At 57.9% G+C, this 17,056-nt stretch carries 16 protein-coding genes; 2 read left to right on the top strand and 14 right to left on the bottom strand.

Annotated features, from left to right (window positions below; genetic code table 11):
- The 14 genes from IH971_01175 to IH971_01110 form a co-directional block, all read right to left on the bottom strand.
- Positions 1–321, bottom strand: a 321-nt coding sequence (locus IH971_01175; protein ID MCH7496450.1) for a hypothetical protein, incomplete at its 3' end; no start/stop codon positions are given.
- A 125-nt stretch (positions 322–446) separates the two neighbouring features.
- Positions 447–1,823 (bottom strand): O-antigen ligase family protein, encoded by a 1,377-nt coding sequence (locus IH971_01170; protein MCH7496449.1) that lies wholly within the window; start codon positions 1,821–1,823, stop codon positions 447–449.
- Positions 1,824–2,981, bottom strand: a complete 1,158-nt coding sequence (locus IH971_01165; protein ID MCH7496448.1) for a hypothetical protein — start codon at positions 2,979–2,981, stop codon at positions 1,824–1,826.
- Positions 2,978–4,174 carry an SLBB domain-containing protein gene (locus IH971_01160; GenBank protein MCH7496447.1) on the bottom strand — a complete coding sequence of 399 codons (1,197 nt, stop codon included), beginning with the start codon at positions 4,172–4,174 and terminating at the stop codon, positions 2,978–2,980. The genes IH971_01165 and IH971_01160 overlap by 4 nt, the downstream gene beginning before the upstream one ends.
- A gap of 311 nt (positions 4,175–4,485) precedes the next feature.
- Positions 4,486–6,585, bottom strand: coding sequence for a hypothetical protein (locus IH971_01155; GenBank protein ID MCH7496446.1), 2,100 nt, complete (start codon positions 6,583–6,585; stop codon positions 4,486–4,488).
- Complete coding sequence (gene tsaD / locus IH971_01150) at positions 6,578–7,705, bottom strand: tRNA (adenosine(37)-N6)-threonylcarbamoyltransferase complex transferase subunit TsaD (GenBank protein ID MCH7496445.1); 1,128 nt, start codon at positions 7,703–7,705, stop codon at positions 6,578–6,580. Before tsaD ends, IH971_01155 begins: the two co-directional genes overlap by 8 nt.
- Positions 7,597–8,583 (bottom strand): hypothetical protein, encoded by a 987-nt coding sequence (locus IH971_01145; protein MCH7496444.1) that lies wholly within the window; start codon positions 8,581–8,583, stop codon positions 7,597–7,599. The genes tsaD and IH971_01145 overlap by 109 nt, the downstream gene beginning before the upstream one ends.
- An 83-nt stretch (positions 8,584–8,666) precedes the next feature.
- On the bottom strand, positions 8,667–10,922 hold the full coding sequence (locus IH971_01140; protein ID MCH7496443.1) for a 30S ribosomal protein S1: 2,256 nt from the start codon (positions 10,920–10,922) through the stop codon (positions 8,667–8,669).
- Entirely contained in the window at positions 10,915–11,652 is a 738-nt protein-coding gene (locus tag IH971_01135; GenBank protein MCH7496442.1) for a (d)CMP kinase, read from the bottom strand. Before IH971_01135 ends, IH971_01140 begins: the two co-directional genes overlap by 8 nt.
- Positions 11,653–11,691: 39 nt before the next feature.
- The gene (locus IH971_01130; protein ID MCH7496441.1) at positions 11,692–12,423 is read right to left on the bottom strand and encodes an rRNA pseudouridine synthase; all 732 of its coding nucleotides are present in this window, start codon (positions 12,421–12,423) and stop codon (positions 11,692–11,694) included.
- Positions 12,410–12,973 (bottom strand): SMC-Scp complex subunit ScpB, encoded by a 564-nt coding sequence (gene scpB / locus IH971_01125; protein ID MCH7496440.1) that lies wholly within the window; start codon positions 12,971–12,973, stop codon positions 12,410–12,412. The genes IH971_01130 and scpB overlap by 14 nt, the downstream gene beginning before the upstream one ends.
- A 10-nt stretch (positions 12,974–12,983) precedes the next feature.
- A complete protein-coding gene (locus IH971_01120; protein MCH7496439.1) occupies positions 12,984–13,706 on the bottom strand; it encodes a segregation/condensation protein A in 723 nt (240 codons plus the stop codon).
- Complete coding sequence (gene trpS / locus IH971_01115; protein MCH7496438.1) at positions 13,706–14,686, bottom strand: tryptophan--tRNA ligase; 981 nt, start codon at positions 14,684–14,686, stop codon at positions 13,706–13,708. Before trpS ends, IH971_01120 begins: the two co-directional genes overlap by 1 nt.
- Positions 14,683–15,192, bottom strand: coding sequence for an HNH endonuclease (locus IH971_01110; GenBank protein ID MCH7496437.1), 510 nt, complete (start codon positions 15,190–15,192; stop codon positions 14,683–14,685). Before IH971_01110 ends, trpS begins: the two co-directional genes overlap by 4 nt.
- Positions 15,193–15,470: 278 nt before the next feature.
- On the opposite strand from IH971_01110, the gene IH971_01105 reads away from it, so the two are divergent.
- Both IH971_01105 and IH971_01100 read left to right on the top strand, forming a co-directional pair.
- Positions 15,471–16,430 (top strand): HD domain-containing protein, encoded by a 960-nt coding sequence (locus IH971_01105; protein ID MCH7496436.1) that lies wholly within the window; start codon positions 15,471–15,473, stop codon positions 16,428–16,430.
- The gene (locus tag IH971_01100) at positions 16,427–16,990 is read left to right on the top strand and encodes a hypothetical protein (GenBank protein MCH7496435.1); all 564 of its coding nucleotides are present in this window, start codon (positions 16,427–16,429) and stop codon (positions 16,988–16,990) included. Before IH971_01105 ends, IH971_01100 begins: the two co-directional genes overlap by 4 nt.
- Positions 16,991–17,056: the final 66 nt, after the last annotated feature.

Raw genomic sequence — 17,056 nt, 5'->3', positions numbered from 1 at the left:
GGTGGAGAGAATCCACGAAACCAGCCCGATGAGGGGTACGGTTAATACAAGCCAGATCACCAACGCCGTCGTGGTGTAGGCATGTCCGGTGCCCCCGGCGATGTAGAACGGGAGGCCGATGTTCATGCCCACCAGCAGTACGCCCATAAGTGCAAAGGCTGTGCGACGGACGAGCAGATAATCACCCAGGGCTTCTGTTCCCATTACCCGTGCGATAAGGCCGTACAGCACCAGCACACCTAGGGCGACGGCCACTCCGCTGACCAGAGTCGTGAGCAGATCGCTCCCCAAACGCCCGCGCCCGAATAGTTGACTAGACATCACTCGCCATCAGGTGCCTTCAGGGACATAGCCTTTTCTATGATTGCCTTGAAGTCGTGTCGCCATCGTATTGCACTTCATCAACTGCCTTAGACGCTTAGGGTGACAATTGGAGGGGCACGACGTCAAACGTGCTCATCCCCAATCCGCGTCTGGGATTCAACGTTTACCGTAGCTAGCAGACCAGCCAGAAAGAACCAAAGCATGCGGTTGTCGTTGAGATCGCCACTGACCAGCGTGGCCAGAAACATGGTTAGGGCCCCCACCAACCACATGGATTCCTCCCGCTTCATGCGCAGACGCGATTTGCGGTAGACATGTTTTGCGATGAGCAGAAAATGGAAACCAAATACACTAAGGCCTAGAAGGCCATGCTCGGTAAGTATCTCCAATGGCAGGTTGTGAGGATACTCCACATCCCGCCATGTGAAGGCCGCGATATAGCCTGCCGTTCCAACCCCCACTAATAGATGCTGAATATTCTGGGTCCAGAGTGTCAGAGCCTTTTCCCAGAGATAAATCCGTTGGACCACCGTGTTCAGTAATACTAGGCCCTGTCGGGTCTGGGCGATTTCGCCCCCCTGGAGGTAAAACTGGAACCGGGACGTCAGGGCTTCGGGCGAAAACACCATCACCAGCATGACCAAGGTCGTGATCAGCAGCCCCCAATATAGCGTGCGGCGCCGGGTCGTTCGGCTTGCCAAAGAACCCATCAGGGCAGTTGCCAGAATGAAACTGAGCACCGGGCCGCGCGAGCCGGTGAATAAGGCGGCGACAAGAAATAATCCGAGGGGCAAGGCCCAGTAGCGCAATTTGCCGCCGCCGGATATCATGACGATAGCCGTCATGCTGGCGCAAATGGAAAAGACCCTCCCCGCCGCGATGGGGTTAGCTGCCAGGATTGTTAGGCGCTCTATCCCTTGAACCCCCCCTGCCGAGCCGGACAATCCCACCAACCGGCTGCCGATCGCAAGCATGCCTAACGCGCCTACACCCAGAAAAATATGGAGCATCATCCGGCTATCACTGCGGGTGCGGATGAGTGCCAGCGGCCCCAGGAAGAGGAGCGGCGCAACCAGGGCGAATCTGAAGCCTTTTTCCAATGCCCAATCGAGCCGCGGTGCATACGCCGCAGACAATAACATCCAAAATACCCAGGCGATAAACGCCATCACGATGAACCGAACCGAGTAAAACTGCCGCCGCACTATGGGGTCCGCGAACCGGATGGCCAGTACCAGAATCATCATCAGACTCAGCAGTAGCGTGAGGTCAACCGCCGCAAATATGGGGAATTGAACCAGTAGCGCGCCCTTGACCAGACCAACATTCGCCAGCAAGATCAGCAGGATCGGGCTGTAATAAAACAGCAGCAGGACCCCGGCGGCTCCGCCTGCCATTATAAGGGGCATCAGCGGGTGGATGGCGGTTGAGATGATAGCTCCACCCTGCAAGCCGACGAAGACGGCCTGTCGTCTAATGCTGCGCGAGAGCCGGATCATTTAGGAATCACTGTGCTGATATCGCACAGAAGTGGCCGCCAGCCACTGAGATCTTATCAAGACCCATGTAACCGAGAGTATTAGGGCGAACAGTCCCGAGGCCTCCACAATGAGTGCTCTGTGGGGTTTGAACTTTTTTTGAGGCACACGAGGATAGTCCAGCACGTGCAGCGTCGGCTCATCGCGGGCTTCCTTCAACCTCGCCTGCTCATATTGCGGGTATAAGAATTCCAGGAGGGCGCTAAAAATCTCTATGTCGCGCTTATGCCGCGCATACTCCATTACAATGTCAGGCAACTCACGAATATTTGGGAGCAGATTATCGTTGGAGTCCCCGGATATGAAATCATTTATCTCGGAGCTAATTTCGTCCCGATGATGGCGAAGCAATTTGACATTGGGGTGCTTGGCATCCAAGCTGGCAAGGGCCACATTGTATTCGATTTCAGCCCCGGCCAGCGCGAGCTCCATTGCCACCAGCTGCTCCACCATAGCTGACAGTTGCACGGGCAGATCAAAGGTGCCGTGTTTCGCTGTAAAATCCCGTGCTGCCCGTTCGGCCTCAGCCAATTCTGTTTGCACCGCTTCCATGCGGGTCTTAATGAAGCGGCGATTACGTTCACCGGTTTGGGTCCCGAAACGGATGGTCGTTCTTTCCAGCTCACCTAGCATACCCACAGCTATTGCTTGAGCCTGAAGGGAGTCGCGGTCAAGGATACCAAACACAAGTGCGGCTTCCTCCGTGACTTCGATGTCCATATAAGTGCCAAACTTCTTGAGAGCATCCTCCATCGTTTTGACGTTGTACGTCGCCATAAGACCAAATTTTTGAATTATCAGTTCTCTGAGACGGCGACTCTTCAGAATGCTTATGTAGTTGTTAATCTCGTCACTTGCGCTTCCAAATCCGAGCGCCGCCAGGGGATTGGACATCCCCGAACCCCCAAAGACCATTTCGCCACCCCCAGCTGAGGAGGGTAGAATAGTGGCAGAGGATCGATAATAATTGGGTAATAGGAGGGAAAATGCAGCCGCCAATAAGGAGACGACCACAAAATTAATCAGGATAAACTTGCGGTGTTGCCAGAGCTCACGGAAACTCGTGAATGGAATGGGTCTGGCTCCTGCCACGTTGTTTGTATCCCGGGCGGAACTCATCGCGTCGAGGTGGCCGCCAGGTAAGCCAGGTAGATGTTCAGAAATGTCAGGCCCGCCTGCACCATCCCCAGCTGCCCGAGAAAGACGCTGTTGAAGGACCGGGCTACGTAAATGGTGTCGCCAGCGCGGACTTCTTCGTCACCGCCGCGCACCGTTTCTCCCGTCTCGCGGGTGATCTCAATGGCGCGGGGCGAGCCGTCGCGGCTGACACCGCCGGCGTAAACGACGTAGTCGGCCGCCTTCATCCCCGGTTGATAGGCGAAGCGCCCCGGCCTGCGTACCTCTCCCACGACGGCAACATCCGCGATAGGATTGATAAACAGCACGTCGCCCGGTTGCAGCAGGACCGATTCAAACCGTGCCGCCGCAACGTACTCCTGCTCCCGCGTTTCACCGTCCTGCTGATGCTGAAGGATGACCCCTGTCAGATCGGCGTTTTTCCCGTGCGCGATCCGGCGCATGAAGGATGCGAGCGTCTCCTGCGGCCGAATCGCGTGGTACATAAGGCCCGACGCCAATCCCTGAACCAAAACCAGGTCGGAGTTCACATCGCCGTATGGGATAACGATGCGGTCTCCCCCCCGCAGAAGCGGATTTTGGGCCAGCTCGCCCTCATCATAGTAGCGGGTGAGATCCAAGGTGCTGGTCGCTTCAGAGTCACGAGAAAGCTCAATCCGGTGGAGGGCGGCTTGGGGGCGGACACCTCCGGCCAAATTCATCAGGTCTGTCAGATGGGATAGGGGCGTGACAACATGGAACCCAGGCCGCTTGACCGCGCCGGAGATACTCACGCGAATTTCACGGATGCCGTACAGGGCGCAGGTAGCCTGATAGTTAGGGAAAATTGTCTGGACAAATGCCAAGACCTGCTCACTCACCGCCTCGGCCGACAAATCCTTGACGGGAATGGTGCCGACCCGGGGTAAAACCAAGGCCCCCGTGGGGGTTATGGTGGCCAGCTCGATATATGGCTCGGGGCTCAGGATAGAGATGATGAATCGGTCACCCGGCCCCACAATATAATCGGCGGGTTCGATGGGATGCTCCAGTGCCGTTCCCCGCACCTGTGCCTGGTAGGGTGGCACAATCTTGTCAGGTCGAGCAATTCTGTCCTGACCGGATAGACTGAGAGAACGAACCTGGCCGGTCGCGAATCCCGTAAGGACCAGCAAGCCGAGCAGCAGTCGGTTCATCCCGGTATCCATTTACACGACTCCGAAATTCACTTTGTGCAAACCCCGCCGTATGATCATACCGAAAGCGTCCATGGAGAAAATGACCGGCGCATCGTGAGTAACCAACTTTTTTCTAGAGTCAAAAAAAACCGAATGCCAAAACATTCGGTTCCCAACAACCTCGTGAAAGGGCATTTTTTGATCCGTTCCAATAAATGAATTAAAAGATCAAATACCCTTAGCGAAGTTGCCTATGTACCTCCTCGGTATTACTGTTGAATTCGCAGGAAGTTATGCGCCCGTGTCCCCGCTTGTCAACAACAACGACCCTAAATCAATCCTGCAACACGACGGAGAATCCATTCCAGACCCAGAAGAATAACCGGCACCACCCACAGGTAGCTGAATTGCCATATACTGTAGTGAACTGCCCGGGTCGTTGCCTTGGCGGAAAAGTCCAGCTGGGAGAGCGTGCCCTCCAGCGCCTGCAAGTGGACATAGTGCCCACCTGTGGCCTGGGCCAGCCGCTCAAGGGCGTACCGATTCTGAATCAGCGTTTCGAGCTCAACCCGACCGGCCTGAACATGAAAAGTAGAACGGACCGTGGCGCTCCCTCTGCCCTCCGGCTGGTCAGCTAGAAGGCGATAGGTACCCGACTCTGCAGGCCAGAAATCCCCCTTGTATTCCCCGTCTTCAAAATCATAATTCAACGCTACCGTAGCGGCACCACCGGGTCCGTCAATTTCCAGCGTCAAGAACGGTTGCGGCGTCTTAATTCCCGCCCGGTCCCGCACAATCCCCCTGAGCAGGACCTTTTCACCTAGATGATATTGTCGGCGATCAGGCTGGACCACATACTGGGAAAATCCCTCCGGCTCCAATGACCACTCCACGATCGCCTTCCAGATGCCCTCCAGGTAACCGCCCATGCTGGCGTGGCTAAGTTTCAAGTGGGTTGCAGACAGGTTTGGCACCAGCAGCAGCCCCAACTTCGTGGATCCCACCTGCCCGTAACTGATGACCCGGTTGCCATCATCATCCTCCAGAATGGCTGTCAGAGATCGATTGCCTTGGTCCAGGAGCAAGTGCACCAGGGGAACGGGGGGTAATTTGGTGCCAGGCCGCTCCGGATTGAGCCGCCGTGCCCCACTTCCTACCCGTTGAGCGGCAGGCCGTAACTGGTGCGAGACTCCCAGACTATCCATAGCGGACCTGATGCGCACGCCCAGGGACCGCATAAGCCGCACAAACTGGCGATTTGCATTGTCAGGCCCCACTACAACCAGTATGGGGGTCCGCTCCCGCTGGAGTTTAGCCAGCAGGCGCTCCACATGTCCTTCCGGCAGCCGGGAGGTAGGATAGTTATCAAGCACAACAAGGTGCTGCCGAGACGACCAGAACCGGGCATCATCGCCGCGCCAGCGGCCCCGCAAATAGGTCAGGCGATCAACCCTGGCATGCATGGTTTCCTCCAACCAGCTTCCTAAAAGCGCGCTATTGGGTGAGAGAGCACCCGTCAGCAGGGTAATCTGACGTTGGCCGGGAAGTACATCGATCTGGAAATCGCGCCGGTTATTGTCAATGTTTGATTCCTCCGGGAGAACCATGAGCTCAACGCGGAAGCGGGGGCCATCCAGTCGTCCCACCACAGGCGCCTCAAAATCCTTGACAAAGTCTCGGGATCCTATCCTGATTGGCTCGGAGTAGATCAGCTGATCTTCCTGGAATATGAGCAGCCGGCTTCGCCGCCCGTTGGTATTGCTTGCCCTGACTGTAACGACAATGGAGCCCGGCTGCTGATCCAGCAATGACAATGGATAGCGCAGGTCCGCGATACTTAGGTCAAGTCCCGTTGTCGTGTCCCCCACGCCCACCGTAAATATGGGAAAGCCTGGGGCACCGGCAACCGCACTGGGATCCCTGCCTGATGTGGCAACTCCATCTGAAAAAAGGAATCCCGCAGCCAAGTCACTTTTTTGCCAAACTTCCGCCAGCGGATTGAAGCTGGTGAGACGTTCATCCGGGTTGTAGGTGAATCGCAGGTTTTCGCGAGGGGTCACACTTTCTCCGAAGGTCATGATGACCGGCTCATAACCGTTCTTGTTGGCCCAGTCAACCACCGTTGTAACCTGTGAGAATACTGTAGCGGCGGAAGCTGAGGGATGATGGCTCATACTGAGCGAATTGTCCAGGAAGACGCCGATACGCGGCGGCCTCAGAATATTGTGGGTCCACACGATTTGAGGATCGAAAAGCAGGAGTAGCATTACCGCGAGGAGCAGGCCCCGCAGGGTGAGGATGATGCCTCGGTAGATCTGGGACAACGAGCTCATCCAGAATCGGTAAGCGAACAGGAGGGCCACGGCGACGAGCATACCCACCACTGCCGGTCCCCAGTGGAGGGCCAATTGAAGATCGATACTAGGCAATGCGGGCCAGACTGAGACTCGGAGCAACCTCAAGGTCGAGGGGTGAGGACTCGCCGGCGCCAAGCCGCATGTAACCGGCCATGGCAATCATTGCGGCGTTGTCGGTACAGTACTCCAGCGGTGGATACGACACGGCCAGCTCCTCGTCCATGGACCAGGCGTCGAGTCGCTCCCGCAGGCGTGTATTCGCCGACACCCCTCCGGCAATGCAAATGCGACTGAGACCGGTTGTCTGGCAGGCGCGCCGAAGTCGGTCCAGGATGCTATCCACGATGGCCTCCTGGTACGAGGCTGCCAGATCGGCCAATTGCTGGCGCACTTCCGGCATCCCGGAACGCTTCAGGTGGTAATACAGCGCAGTTTTCAGGCCGCTGAAGGAGAAATCGCATCCCTGAGACCCATGCATAGGCCGGGGGAATTTCACCGCAGATGGGTTCCCCCCATGTGCGGCGGCCTGGAGGGCGGGGCCGCCTGGGTAGTCCAGCCCCAACAGGCGGGCCCCTTTGTCAAAGGCTTCACCAGCGGCGTCGTCCAGGCTGCGGCCGAGCAACTCATAACTACTCACGCCGTTGACCTTCCAGATCTGGGTGTGCCCGCCACTGACCAGCAGGCAGAGATAGGGATAGCTGGCGCTGTCCGGTGTCTGTTCCAAAAAATTGGCCCACAGGTGCCCCTCCATGTGGTCGATGCCCACAAAGGGCAGGCCCAGGCCTGACGCCAGGCCTTTGGCAAAATTGAGTCCCACTACCAGGGCACCCACCAGCCCCGGTCCGTAGGTGGCGGCGACGCCAGTAAGTTCGCTAAGGTTTACACCCGCAACAGTAAGAGCCTGGGCGACCGTAGTGATAATATGACGTTCATGAAGGCGGGAGGCCAGCTCCGGCACGACCCCGCCGTATGCAGCGTGAGCCTGCTGCGAGGCAACAATATTGGACCGCACTGCCCCGTCGGCCACCACCGCAGCGCAGGTCTCATCGCAACTGCTTTCGATGCCCAATACCACCACGGTACTTAACGTGAGGTGATGATCTCCAACTGACCGGGCACCAAATCGCGGTACTCCAGTAAATGACCACCCAGCCTGACTTGCGGTTCCACCAGAGCATCGGTGGGCGACCATTGGGTCCGGTAGTTGATGAAGACCTCAACAAGCTCCTTATCCAGGTCGGCCAGGTAGTCCACGCCGCCGGTCACCGTCAACGCCACCGTTGACGGGCCAACGGTTACATTCAGCTGCCCAGGGATATTCAGGATTTTCACCGGCACCTCTTCGAGGCGCCGCTCGCCTATCATCTGGATATTCATTTTCAGTGTCGCCACCACAGGCGACACCTCCAGGACCTGTGCGGGATCAGGGTGGAGGAGCCCGACTGTAATTCGCAGCGGTTCGGCGACATTGCGGTAGGTCCTCCGCATGGTGCGCACCAGAGCCACCTTGTCCACAGCCTGAATGACCCCCATCACCGTCACCTGAGGTGGGACAACCTCTGTCGCACCCACTTGCGTATAGCCGGCGGCCAAATCAAGGGTCACCTGGGGGATTATCCGCACCAGTTTCTCTTTATAATCACCTAGAACGATCTCAATGCTGTCTGGGCTAACCACCTCCACGAAGGTGAGATTTTCCATGAGGCCAGGAATTGGAATGGAAATGCGCTGGGGGCTCCCCTGCAAATATTCGTCTAGATAAAAGACGTGCCGCTGTTGGACACGCTCAAGATCGAGTACCAGTTTGGCATTGTGAAAGGGAAGCAATATAAACAGCTTAGCCAGTGAGCGGCCCGTGCCATGAAAGCGCAGTGTGGCTTTTCGGGGCGTTTCCTGGCCCAGCGCCTTGCCCTCGCGAATATTTCTGATCTCGATAGGGAGCTCCACATCCGCGTCGAACAGGCTGTTGCTGATGGAAAAAAACCAGACGATGACAGCCAATCCCACCGCCCCGGCTTTATAAACCAGATCGGTATACACCGGCTGTCGATCAGAAGACGTACGCGGCATGGCGGTGTCTCATACGATTTGGGGAAATGGGGGTGGCATGAACCCCACTGCGGCAGGTAAGGCAGGCGGGCTGTTTCGGGTTGTCAATCCCCGCCAGCTGCTTTTTTTGCGGGCTTGTCCTGCTTAGTCTTCGCCGAGGATGGTTGGTCACTTTTGGTCGCTGCCTTGCTCTTTTTAGGCTTACTGGTTGCAGCCTTGGTCGTTCCCTTGGTTTTGGCCACCGCCTTGGTGGCCTTGGCTGTGGCCTTGGGGACTGCCGCGACTTTCTTTTTTGCGGCTTTGGCCGAAGTTTTGGGTTTTGCTCCGCCCTCGACGACTGAGACCTCCTCGTCATCGAGATCATCCCGGTCACTGGTAGCTTCGACATTGCTGCTCGCCGCCTGCTTCTTCTTGGGTGCAGCTTTCTTTTTGGGCGCTACCTCCTCCAGCTGAACATCTTCCGCTTGGGCTGCTCCATCAACACCGGATTCTGCCGCTTCAGTGGCGACGGTAATCGGCCGGGCTTCCGGGGCCGGCTCATCGGCAGCAGCTTCCACCGGGGGCGTCGCTTCCCCGGGAGCCACCTGTGACGCCAGGTCGTCGGTAATGAGAATGACTTTCTTATCATCGGCGCTCAGCTCCTGGACCGTCCCCTTGACTGTATCGCCAGGCTGTATCTTTTGGGTAGCATACTGATGGTCCTCCTGCGAGAGTTCCTTCAGAGATATGATGCCTTCCATGCCCATTTCGAGCTTTACGATGATCCCCTTTTCCAGAACCCTGATGACCTCGCCGGAAACCTGTTTTCCGGACGTGAAGTGCGCCTGGATTCCCTCCCAGGGATCATCTGTCACTTGCTTCAGCCCAAGAGCAATGCGGCGATTCTCACGGGATACGTCAAGGACCCGGACCTGGATGATATCGTTCTTGTTCAGGATCTCTCTGGGGTGGCGGACGTTGACGGTCCATGACAGATCGGTAATATGGATGAGGCCATCAACACCTTCTTCAAGTTCAACAAATGCACCGAATTGGGTCAGATTACGTACCGTTCCCTGAAGGATGCTGCCCACCTGATACTTTTCCTCGATCTGATCCCAGGGGTCGGGCTGTAGCTGCTTGACACCCAGCGAGATTTTTCGATCGGTAATGTCAACATTCAAGATCCGGGCCTCAATGATTTGACCAAGCGTAAACATTTCCGAGGGATGGCGGATATGCTTGGTCCAGGACATTTCGGAGACGTGCACCAGACCCTCTACCCCTTTTTCGATTTCCACGAAGACGCCGTAATTTGTCATGGAAACGACCTTGCCCTCAACAGTCGACTCAACGGGATATTTGAGCTCCACGCTGTCCCAGGGGTGCGGCTGAAGCTGCTTCAGGCCCAGGGAAACGCGCTGCCTTTCGGTATCGAAATCGATGACCTTGACGGTGATGGCTTCATCCAATTCCACAACATCGGAGGGGTGATTGACCCGTCCCCAGCTCAAATCGGTAATGTGGAGTAGGCCGTCAAGGCCTCCCAAATCAACAAACACGCCAAAATCGGTGATATTTTTCACCCGGCCTTCGAGAACTTTCCCCACGTGGAGCTCCGCTATGAGGCTTGCGCGACGTTCCTGGAGGTCAGCCTCCAGCAATTCCTTCCGGGACAGAACAATATTCTTGCGGGCCTCATTCAGTTTGACGATCTTGAACTCGAATTCCTGTCCAATGTATTCATCGAAATCCTGTACGGGCCGGATGTCAATCTGGGACCCTGGAAGAAATGCAGGCACACCGCCCAGGTCAACCACCATGCCCCCTTTGATGCGCCGCATGATCCGACCGGTGATGGTTTCACCGCTTTTGGTCTTCTCCCGTACCTCGGTCCACTGCTGCATGAAAACCGCTTTTTCTTTGGACAGCACCGTCTGGCCGTTGACGTCCTCCATTCTCACCAGATAGACTGTAATCTCATCACCGATCTGCGGTATTTCGTCGGGCCCAAATTCTTCCCTGGGAACGATGCCCTCCGACTTAAAACCGATATCGACCAGCACTTCCCTATCATTTGCGCCGATGACCCGACCCTGGACAACCTTGTCCTCCCTGATTTCGCCCACCGAGGACTGCACAATTTTTTCGAGCGCGGGATCCCTGCGCACCTCTTCAGACTGCTCCATGGACGCAAGCTGCTCCGGCGTCACCGTGGTGATGGCATCAAGCAGCGCAGCGGATAGATAGTCGGTCTCCTCCTGCTCTTTAACGACCGCGTCTGCCTCGTCCGCAACATCCACCTCAGCACTTGATGGGGCGGATTCGGAATCCTCCTGCACATCGTTTGCCGGTTTCGGAATCTCTTCTGGTTCAGTCATGCTGAGCTTCATCCTTGTAGTTATTTTGTGCCTTGCCGCTGCGCTGGGCATTTTCAACATGGGCGGCAATGGCCTCGACTTGAGCCTCGATGGTCATGCGGCTGGTGTCGATTACCATCGCATCTGGGGCCCGGCGCAGCGGGGACAGCTCCCGCGTGGAATCCTGCCTGTCTCTGGCCTGCAGTTCCTCAACGACGGTTTCCTGCGAGGGTTGCAGACCCTGGGCACGGAGTTCGCCCAAGCGACGCCGGGCCCGTATCTCCAGACTGGCCTGCAGATAAAACTTGAACTGGGCGTCCGGAAATACGATTGTGCCGATGTCGCGGCCCTCACAGACTACACTGTGATGCTCGCCGATGCCCCGTTGCAGGCTTACCAGTCGCCGACGCACTGGCGCGAGGGAGCTGTAGGCGCTCACCCGCTGCGACACCTCCGGCGTTTGAATCGCCCTGGTCACGTCCCTGCCATTCAGGAACGCTTGCGACCCTGCTTCAGTGGACCGAAGCTGAATATCAAGATCGTCCAGCAGGGCCATCAACTCGGGCGTTTCCGCCGGGGCAACATCCTGCTCCTGGCAAGCCAGAGTCACCGCGCGGTACATGGCCCCCGTATTCAGGTGCATGATGCCTAATCTGAGGGCCACCAACCTGGCCGTCGTCGATTTTCCCGCTGCGGCGGGGCCATCGATGGCAACCACATAAGTCACCGACCCGACCTCGTCAAAAAGCAGGGTAGTTTAACCCCTGCAGTCAGAAATATCCATGTGTTTCTAAGAGGTTTGGAGGCCATGCTGGAAGTTGGACATGCGGTAAAGGCGATCGATTTCGGCCCGGTGCAGGCGGCGGTATTTGCCGGGGGCCAGGCTATCACTGGATAGTCCCGCAAAACTGCTGCGGTGCAGCCGCACCAGGGGCAAATCGTAGTGCCTGAAGATGCGCTTGATTTCCCGCTTCCTGCCTTCGGTCAGGATGATTCCGTAAACCGTGTGCCTGCCGTTGCGGCCCGCCGAGCGCACCACGGCACGTACTTTCAGCCCACCATCAATCTTCGTGCCCACCTTCAGGTCACCCAAGGCCTGTCGGCTCAGCTGACCCTTGACTTCGGCCAGGTAGTGCTTTTCCACGCCATAGCGCGGATGCGTCAGGCGATTAGATAGCTCGCCGTCGTTGGTGATCAGCAACGCCCCGGTGGTGTCGCGGTCCAGGCGTCCCACGGGATACAGCCGCCGCGAGTCGCGAATAAGATCCACCACCGTCTGCCGGCCCCTGGAATCGGACACAGCGCTGAGCACTCCGGCCGGCTTATGCAACAGATAGACGACCCTCTCGGTCTCGGCTTCCACCGGCTTGCCGTCCACCTCCACCAGCTCATCCGGGGCCACATCAATCCCCAGGGCGGAGACGGTCTTTCCATTAACCCGCACTCTGCCAGCGGCGATGAGCTGGTCGGCCTTGCGGCGCGACGCTACCCCAGCTTGAGCCAGAACCCTATTGAGCCGCATCGCTGGTCAATACCGGCGTCACTTCAGCGCCCATGATCGAATCCACTTCCTTCAGCTTGGGCAAATCACTGAGGCGGTTCAGCCCGAAAGACTTAAGGAATTCCTGGGTCGTCCCGTAAAGCAAAGGCCGTCCCACGCCCTCATCCCGCCCTTTGATCGTCACCAACGATTTTTCCATGAGTGTCCGCAGCACGGCGCCAGTATTGACCCCCCGTACCTGATCGATGTCGTGCTTGGTGGCAGGCTGGCGGTAGGCTACGACGGCCAGGGTTTCCAGAGCGGCGCGCGACAGAGCGAGGGACCCGGCCTTGCGGGCTAGCCGCCGCAGGTAGGGCTCAAATTCTTCCCGAGTCACCAACTGGTAGCCCCCAGCTATGGGCACGATGTCCACTGGGCGCCGCTGCTCGACAAACCGTTCCCGCAGGCTGGCCATAACGTCGGCGAGCCGCAGATCGTTGCGTTCGAGACTTTGATTGAATTTTGCCTGTGTCAAAGGCTCCGCCGTAGCGGTGAGTAAGGCCTCAGCGATTTGCAGGATTTGCTCCTTCAACCTGGCATCCTCAGTTTTCCGGCACGGCTACAAGGACAATTTCGCCAAATGAGGTGGCCTGTAGGGCGGTCGCGGCTCCACGTCGTATCAGCTCCAGGACCGCCAGAAACAAAACAACCACCTCCTGCACGCCACTGGCTGTAGAAAATATCTGTTGCAGGACCACCTGCCGGGCCGAGGCAAGGGCCCGTCGGATGGTACGGATACTGTCATCCAATTGAATCGGCTCGGTTTGGAGCTCCAAGACCGTTTGAGCCGGTAGCTGCCCAAGCACTTCTCTGACGACGACCATGAGCTGGAACAGGTTCACGCCCTGGAGGTAGTTGCCGAGCTCGGTGCCGTTGGCTTCCCGGCTGAGGTCGCGCCCAACGGGGTAGAGCACGCTACGACGCGCCGCCAGCTTGCCAAGTGATATCGACGCCGCCTTGAACCGACGGTATTCGATGAGCTGGTGGACGAGCTCCTGGCGGGGGTCTGCCATGAGCTCATCATCCACTGGCTCCGGACGCGGCAGCAGCATGCGGGCCTTGATGCGCATGAGCGTAGCAGCTAACAGGATAAATTCACCGGCCACGGCAAGATTCAAGGCCTCCATCAAATCCAGGTATTCCAGATACTCCCGGGTAATGTGTGCGATAGGAATATCGTAGATATCGATCTTGTCGCGCTGGATAAAATAGAGCAGCAGGTCCAGGGGGCCTTCAAAGTTGTCCAGGTGAACCTGGTAGGCCACTAGCCCAGCCCCATGGCCCCGCGGACAGCCGACATGGTCTGCCTGGCCTCTCGCCGTGCCCGAGTTTCGCCGTCAGCCAAAACATCCGTCACTTCGTCGGGATGTTGATCATAATAGTGTCTGCGCTCGCGGAAGGGGGCTAACTGCTGGCCAATGGCCTCTCCGCACATCAGCTTGCAGTCCACGCACCCCAGCGAGCCACTTTCGCAACCGGTCCGAATCTCATCCAGCTGGCCGGGATTAAAGTGCGAATGATGGGTGAACACCAGGCAGATGTCGGGCCTGCCGGGATCGTTCTTGCGGACCTTGAGGGGATCGGTCACGGCCTTGCGGAGCTTCGCCTGAATGATGTCCGGTTCGTCGGACAGGAGGATGGCATTCCCCAGCGATTTGCTCATTTTCGAGCGGCCGTCCAGCCCCGGCAGGCGGGCCAGCTTAGCAAGCAATACCTCCGGCTCGGGGAACACGTGGGCGTAGATGCGATTGAACTTGCGGGCCAGTTCCCGGGCGATTTCCACGTGTGGAGCCTGATCCTGGCCCACGGGCACCAGCTCCCCCTTGTAGAGCAGAATATCAGCCGCCTGAAGCACTGGATACCCTAGGTGGCCGAAGACCACGTTAGCCACCTTCAATTCCCTCACCTGCTCCTTAAGGGTGGGATTGCGCTCGAGCCGGGCCGCGGTGATGAGCATGCCCAAGATAAGGTAGAGCTCGGAGTGTTCCTTGATCTGGCTCTGGCGAAAAATGGGACTCCGCTGGGGATCAATGCCCATCGCCAGCCAGTCTTTGACCATCTCCAATGTATCGGCGGCGATATTGGCCGTCTCAAGTTGGGTGGTGAGCGCATGGTAGTCGGCCACCAGGTAAAAGTTTTCGTACGTTTCCTGCAAGGCGACCCAGTTTTCCAGGGCACCCACATAGTGGCCCAGGTGAAGTTTCCCGGTGGGACGCATGCCGCTGAGAACACGCCGGGCAGTCACGCGGCGGATTCCATGAACAGATAGGGACGCCAGGCGGCCTGGTGCCGCCGTACAAATTTCTGAAAGTAAGTGATGCGGGACGGCTTGAAGGGCTTGCGCATCAGGGGCATGGAGGCCTCGGCAGGGTTGCGATTGCCCTTGCGCACGTTGCAGGAATGGCAGGCAGCCACCAAATTGCCCCAGGTATCCTTCCCGCCGCGCTGCTTAGGATAAATGTGGTCCAGGGTGAGCGGCACTGAAGATTGCCCACAGTACTGGCAGCGGTGGTTGTCCCGCTTCAGCACGTTCTTCCGGGTCAGGACAATCTCCTTATCGTGCACCCGAATGTAGCGACTGAGGCGCACCACGCTGGGCAGCGGCATGCGGAAACTTGGCGAGCGGATAGTCTCATCGTAATGCACCACCTCCTCGGCCTTGCCCAAGAACATGAGGATTACCGCCCGCTTCGCGCTGGTGACCATCACGGGTTCGTAGCTCTGATTGAGCACCAGCACATACCGATTCAGGATCCCGCGTCGCCTACCTGGCAGGGTGGTGCCCATCACGATCCCTCCGGCCCAGATTCTTCCGGCCAGGGATTGACGCTGTCGTGAGCATTGCCTGGATGACTATCGTAACTTATTCGGTCAACAACCATGATTTTGCTCTACCCCGTAGCAGCAGCCTCGGGCCTGCTTGAGCGGAGCCAAAAATTATCTTTCCCGTCGGAGCTGTCCAAGCCTTTTCCCGTCGGAGGACAATGAAGCTTGTTTATCTCTACGCTCCAGACTAAAATCTGTTTCCCATGAAGCTGACCAGCATTCGTGACTTCAAGGAGAACGCCACTGTTCAAGGATTTTTTCTCTGCCTTGAGAAGCGGCTCAAGACCACCAAGGCAGGTGACTATTACCTCGACCTGCTGATCCAGGATGCCAGCGGCCGGGCACCGGCGAAAATCTGGGATCAGGTGGACCACTTTCGCAACGGTTTTGAGGCTGGCGACGCCATCGCGGCCAAGGGCATCGTGGAAATCTACAGCGGCGTGGTACAGCTCAACTGCAGCCATGTCGCCAGGGCCACCAAGGAGCGCTACGGGAAATACGGCTACAACGAGGACCTGCTGGTCCCCACGATCAAGGAGGACCGTCGCGAGCTGTGGACCCGGCTGATGGCCCTTATGACCGGTATCAAAAACAAACACTTGAAGGGGCTGCTGCGCCACATTTTCAAGGCCCATAAGTCCGCAGTATTCACTCTGCCGGCGTCGGTCAGTCACCACCATCCCGAGCGGGGGGGATTCCTGAAACATCTAGTGTCCACTGGCGAGCTGGCCGTCAAGATTGCCGGGCACTATCCGGATCTGGACGGAGAACTGCTCCTAGCCGGCATGCTGCTCCATGACATCGGTAAGGTGCGGGGCATCGCTGACCGTTTAGAAGCCGGCTACACGGACGAAGGCCAACTCATTGGACATGTTGTGCTTGGCCGGGATATTCTGCTGGAGGCGGTGCACCAGCTTGGTGGCTTCCCGCCGGAACTGTCGCTCCGTCTCGAACATATCATCATCGGCCACCAGGGCTCACCCTCCAGCGGCTCCCCCCGGCCACCAAAATTCCCGGAAGCGCTACTGGTCCACTACATCGATCAACTGGATGGTATGCTGGACATGATGCAGCGCGAGATTGAGGGCGACCTCAGCGAGGCCCCATTCACCGACACGCGCAACCCCTTCCGCACGGCCCTCTGGAAAAACTACCGCCCGTGAGGACGACCACCATGGCGCTGGTGGCCATGTTTGTGGCTCTCATGGTGAGCTCGGGCTGGGCGCTTGCCCTGATCCCCAATGTGGAGTTTGTTACTGCGCTGGCCTTCACCGCTGGAGCTACGCTAGGATCGCTGCTGGGGGCGGTCACCGGCGCAACCGGCATGTTCCTGTTCTCCGCGACCAATCCGGTTGGATCGGGACTGGCATTTCCGGTGCTGCTGGTGGCCCAGGTGGCTGGTCTCGCCGTGGTGGGGCTGTCAGGGGGCTTGTTTGCCCGTTCCGACAGCAACTCCCTAACGAAACCGACTCAGCGCGTACTCATCGCTGCTACGGGCTTGGCGGGCACGCTGATTTATGACGGCCTGACCTCCATCAGCTTTCCACTGTTCGCAGGGGCTGCTGCCCCCGAAATCGTTGCGCTACTCATCTCCGGCCTGGTCTTCACCATCCTGCATCAGGCCTCCAATACGCTCATATTCTACTTGCTGGTGCCGCGCTTTATCCAGGTAAGCCGGGCACGTCAGGATCAGCAGATTGGCGCAGCTGTCGGCGGGGCCTAGTCGGGGCAGGGCGAACACCCGGAGCGGGGACCATCGATCCCTGGCCGGCAGATTTCATGAACCGAA

The sequence above is a fragment of the Candidatus Neomarinimicrobiota bacterium genome, assembly GCA_022560655.1.
In the GTDB taxonomy this organism is placed as follows: Bacteria; Fidelibacterota; Marinisomatia; order SCGC-AAA003-L08; family TS1B11; genus JADFSS01.
This window is presented reverse-complemented; position numbering and strand designations above follow the sequence as displayed.

What these genes read in the sequence shown, in the direction of transcription:
- IH971_01170 (MCH7496449.1), bottom strand. Translation starts at nt 1,823, where the DNA reads ATGATCCGGCTCTCGCGCAGCATTAGACGACAGGCCGTCTTCGTCGGC.
- IH971_01165 (MCH7496448.1), bottom strand. Translation starts at nt 2,981, where the DNA reads ATGAGTTCCGCCCGGGATACAAACAACGTGGCAGGAGCCAGACCCATT.
- IH971_01160 (MCH7496447.1), bottom strand. Translation starts at nt 4,174, where the DNA reads ATGAACCGACTGCTGCTCGGCTTGCTGGTCCTTACGGGATTCGCGACC.
- tsaD (MCH7496445.1), bottom strand. Translation starts at nt 7,705, where the DNA reads ATGGTCGCCCACCGATGCTCTGGTGGAACCGCAAGTCAGGCTGGGTGG.
- IH971_01145 (MCH7496444.1), bottom strand. Translation starts at nt 8,583, where the DNA reads ATGCCGCGTACGTCTTCTGATCGACAGCCGGTGTATACCGATCTGGTT.
- IH971_01140 (MCH7496443.1), bottom strand. Translation starts at nt 10,922, where the DNA reads ATGACTGAACCAGAAGAGATTCCGAAACCGGCAAACGATGTGCAGGAG.
- IH971_01130 (MCH7496441.1), bottom strand. Translation starts at nt 12,423, where the DNA reads ATGCGGCTCAATAGGGTTCTGGCTCAAGCTGGGGTAGCGTCGCGCCGC.
- IH971_01105 (MCH7496436.1), top strand. Translation starts at nt 15,471, where the DNA reads ATGAAGCTGACCAGCATTCGTGACTTCAAGGAGAACGCCACTGTTCAA.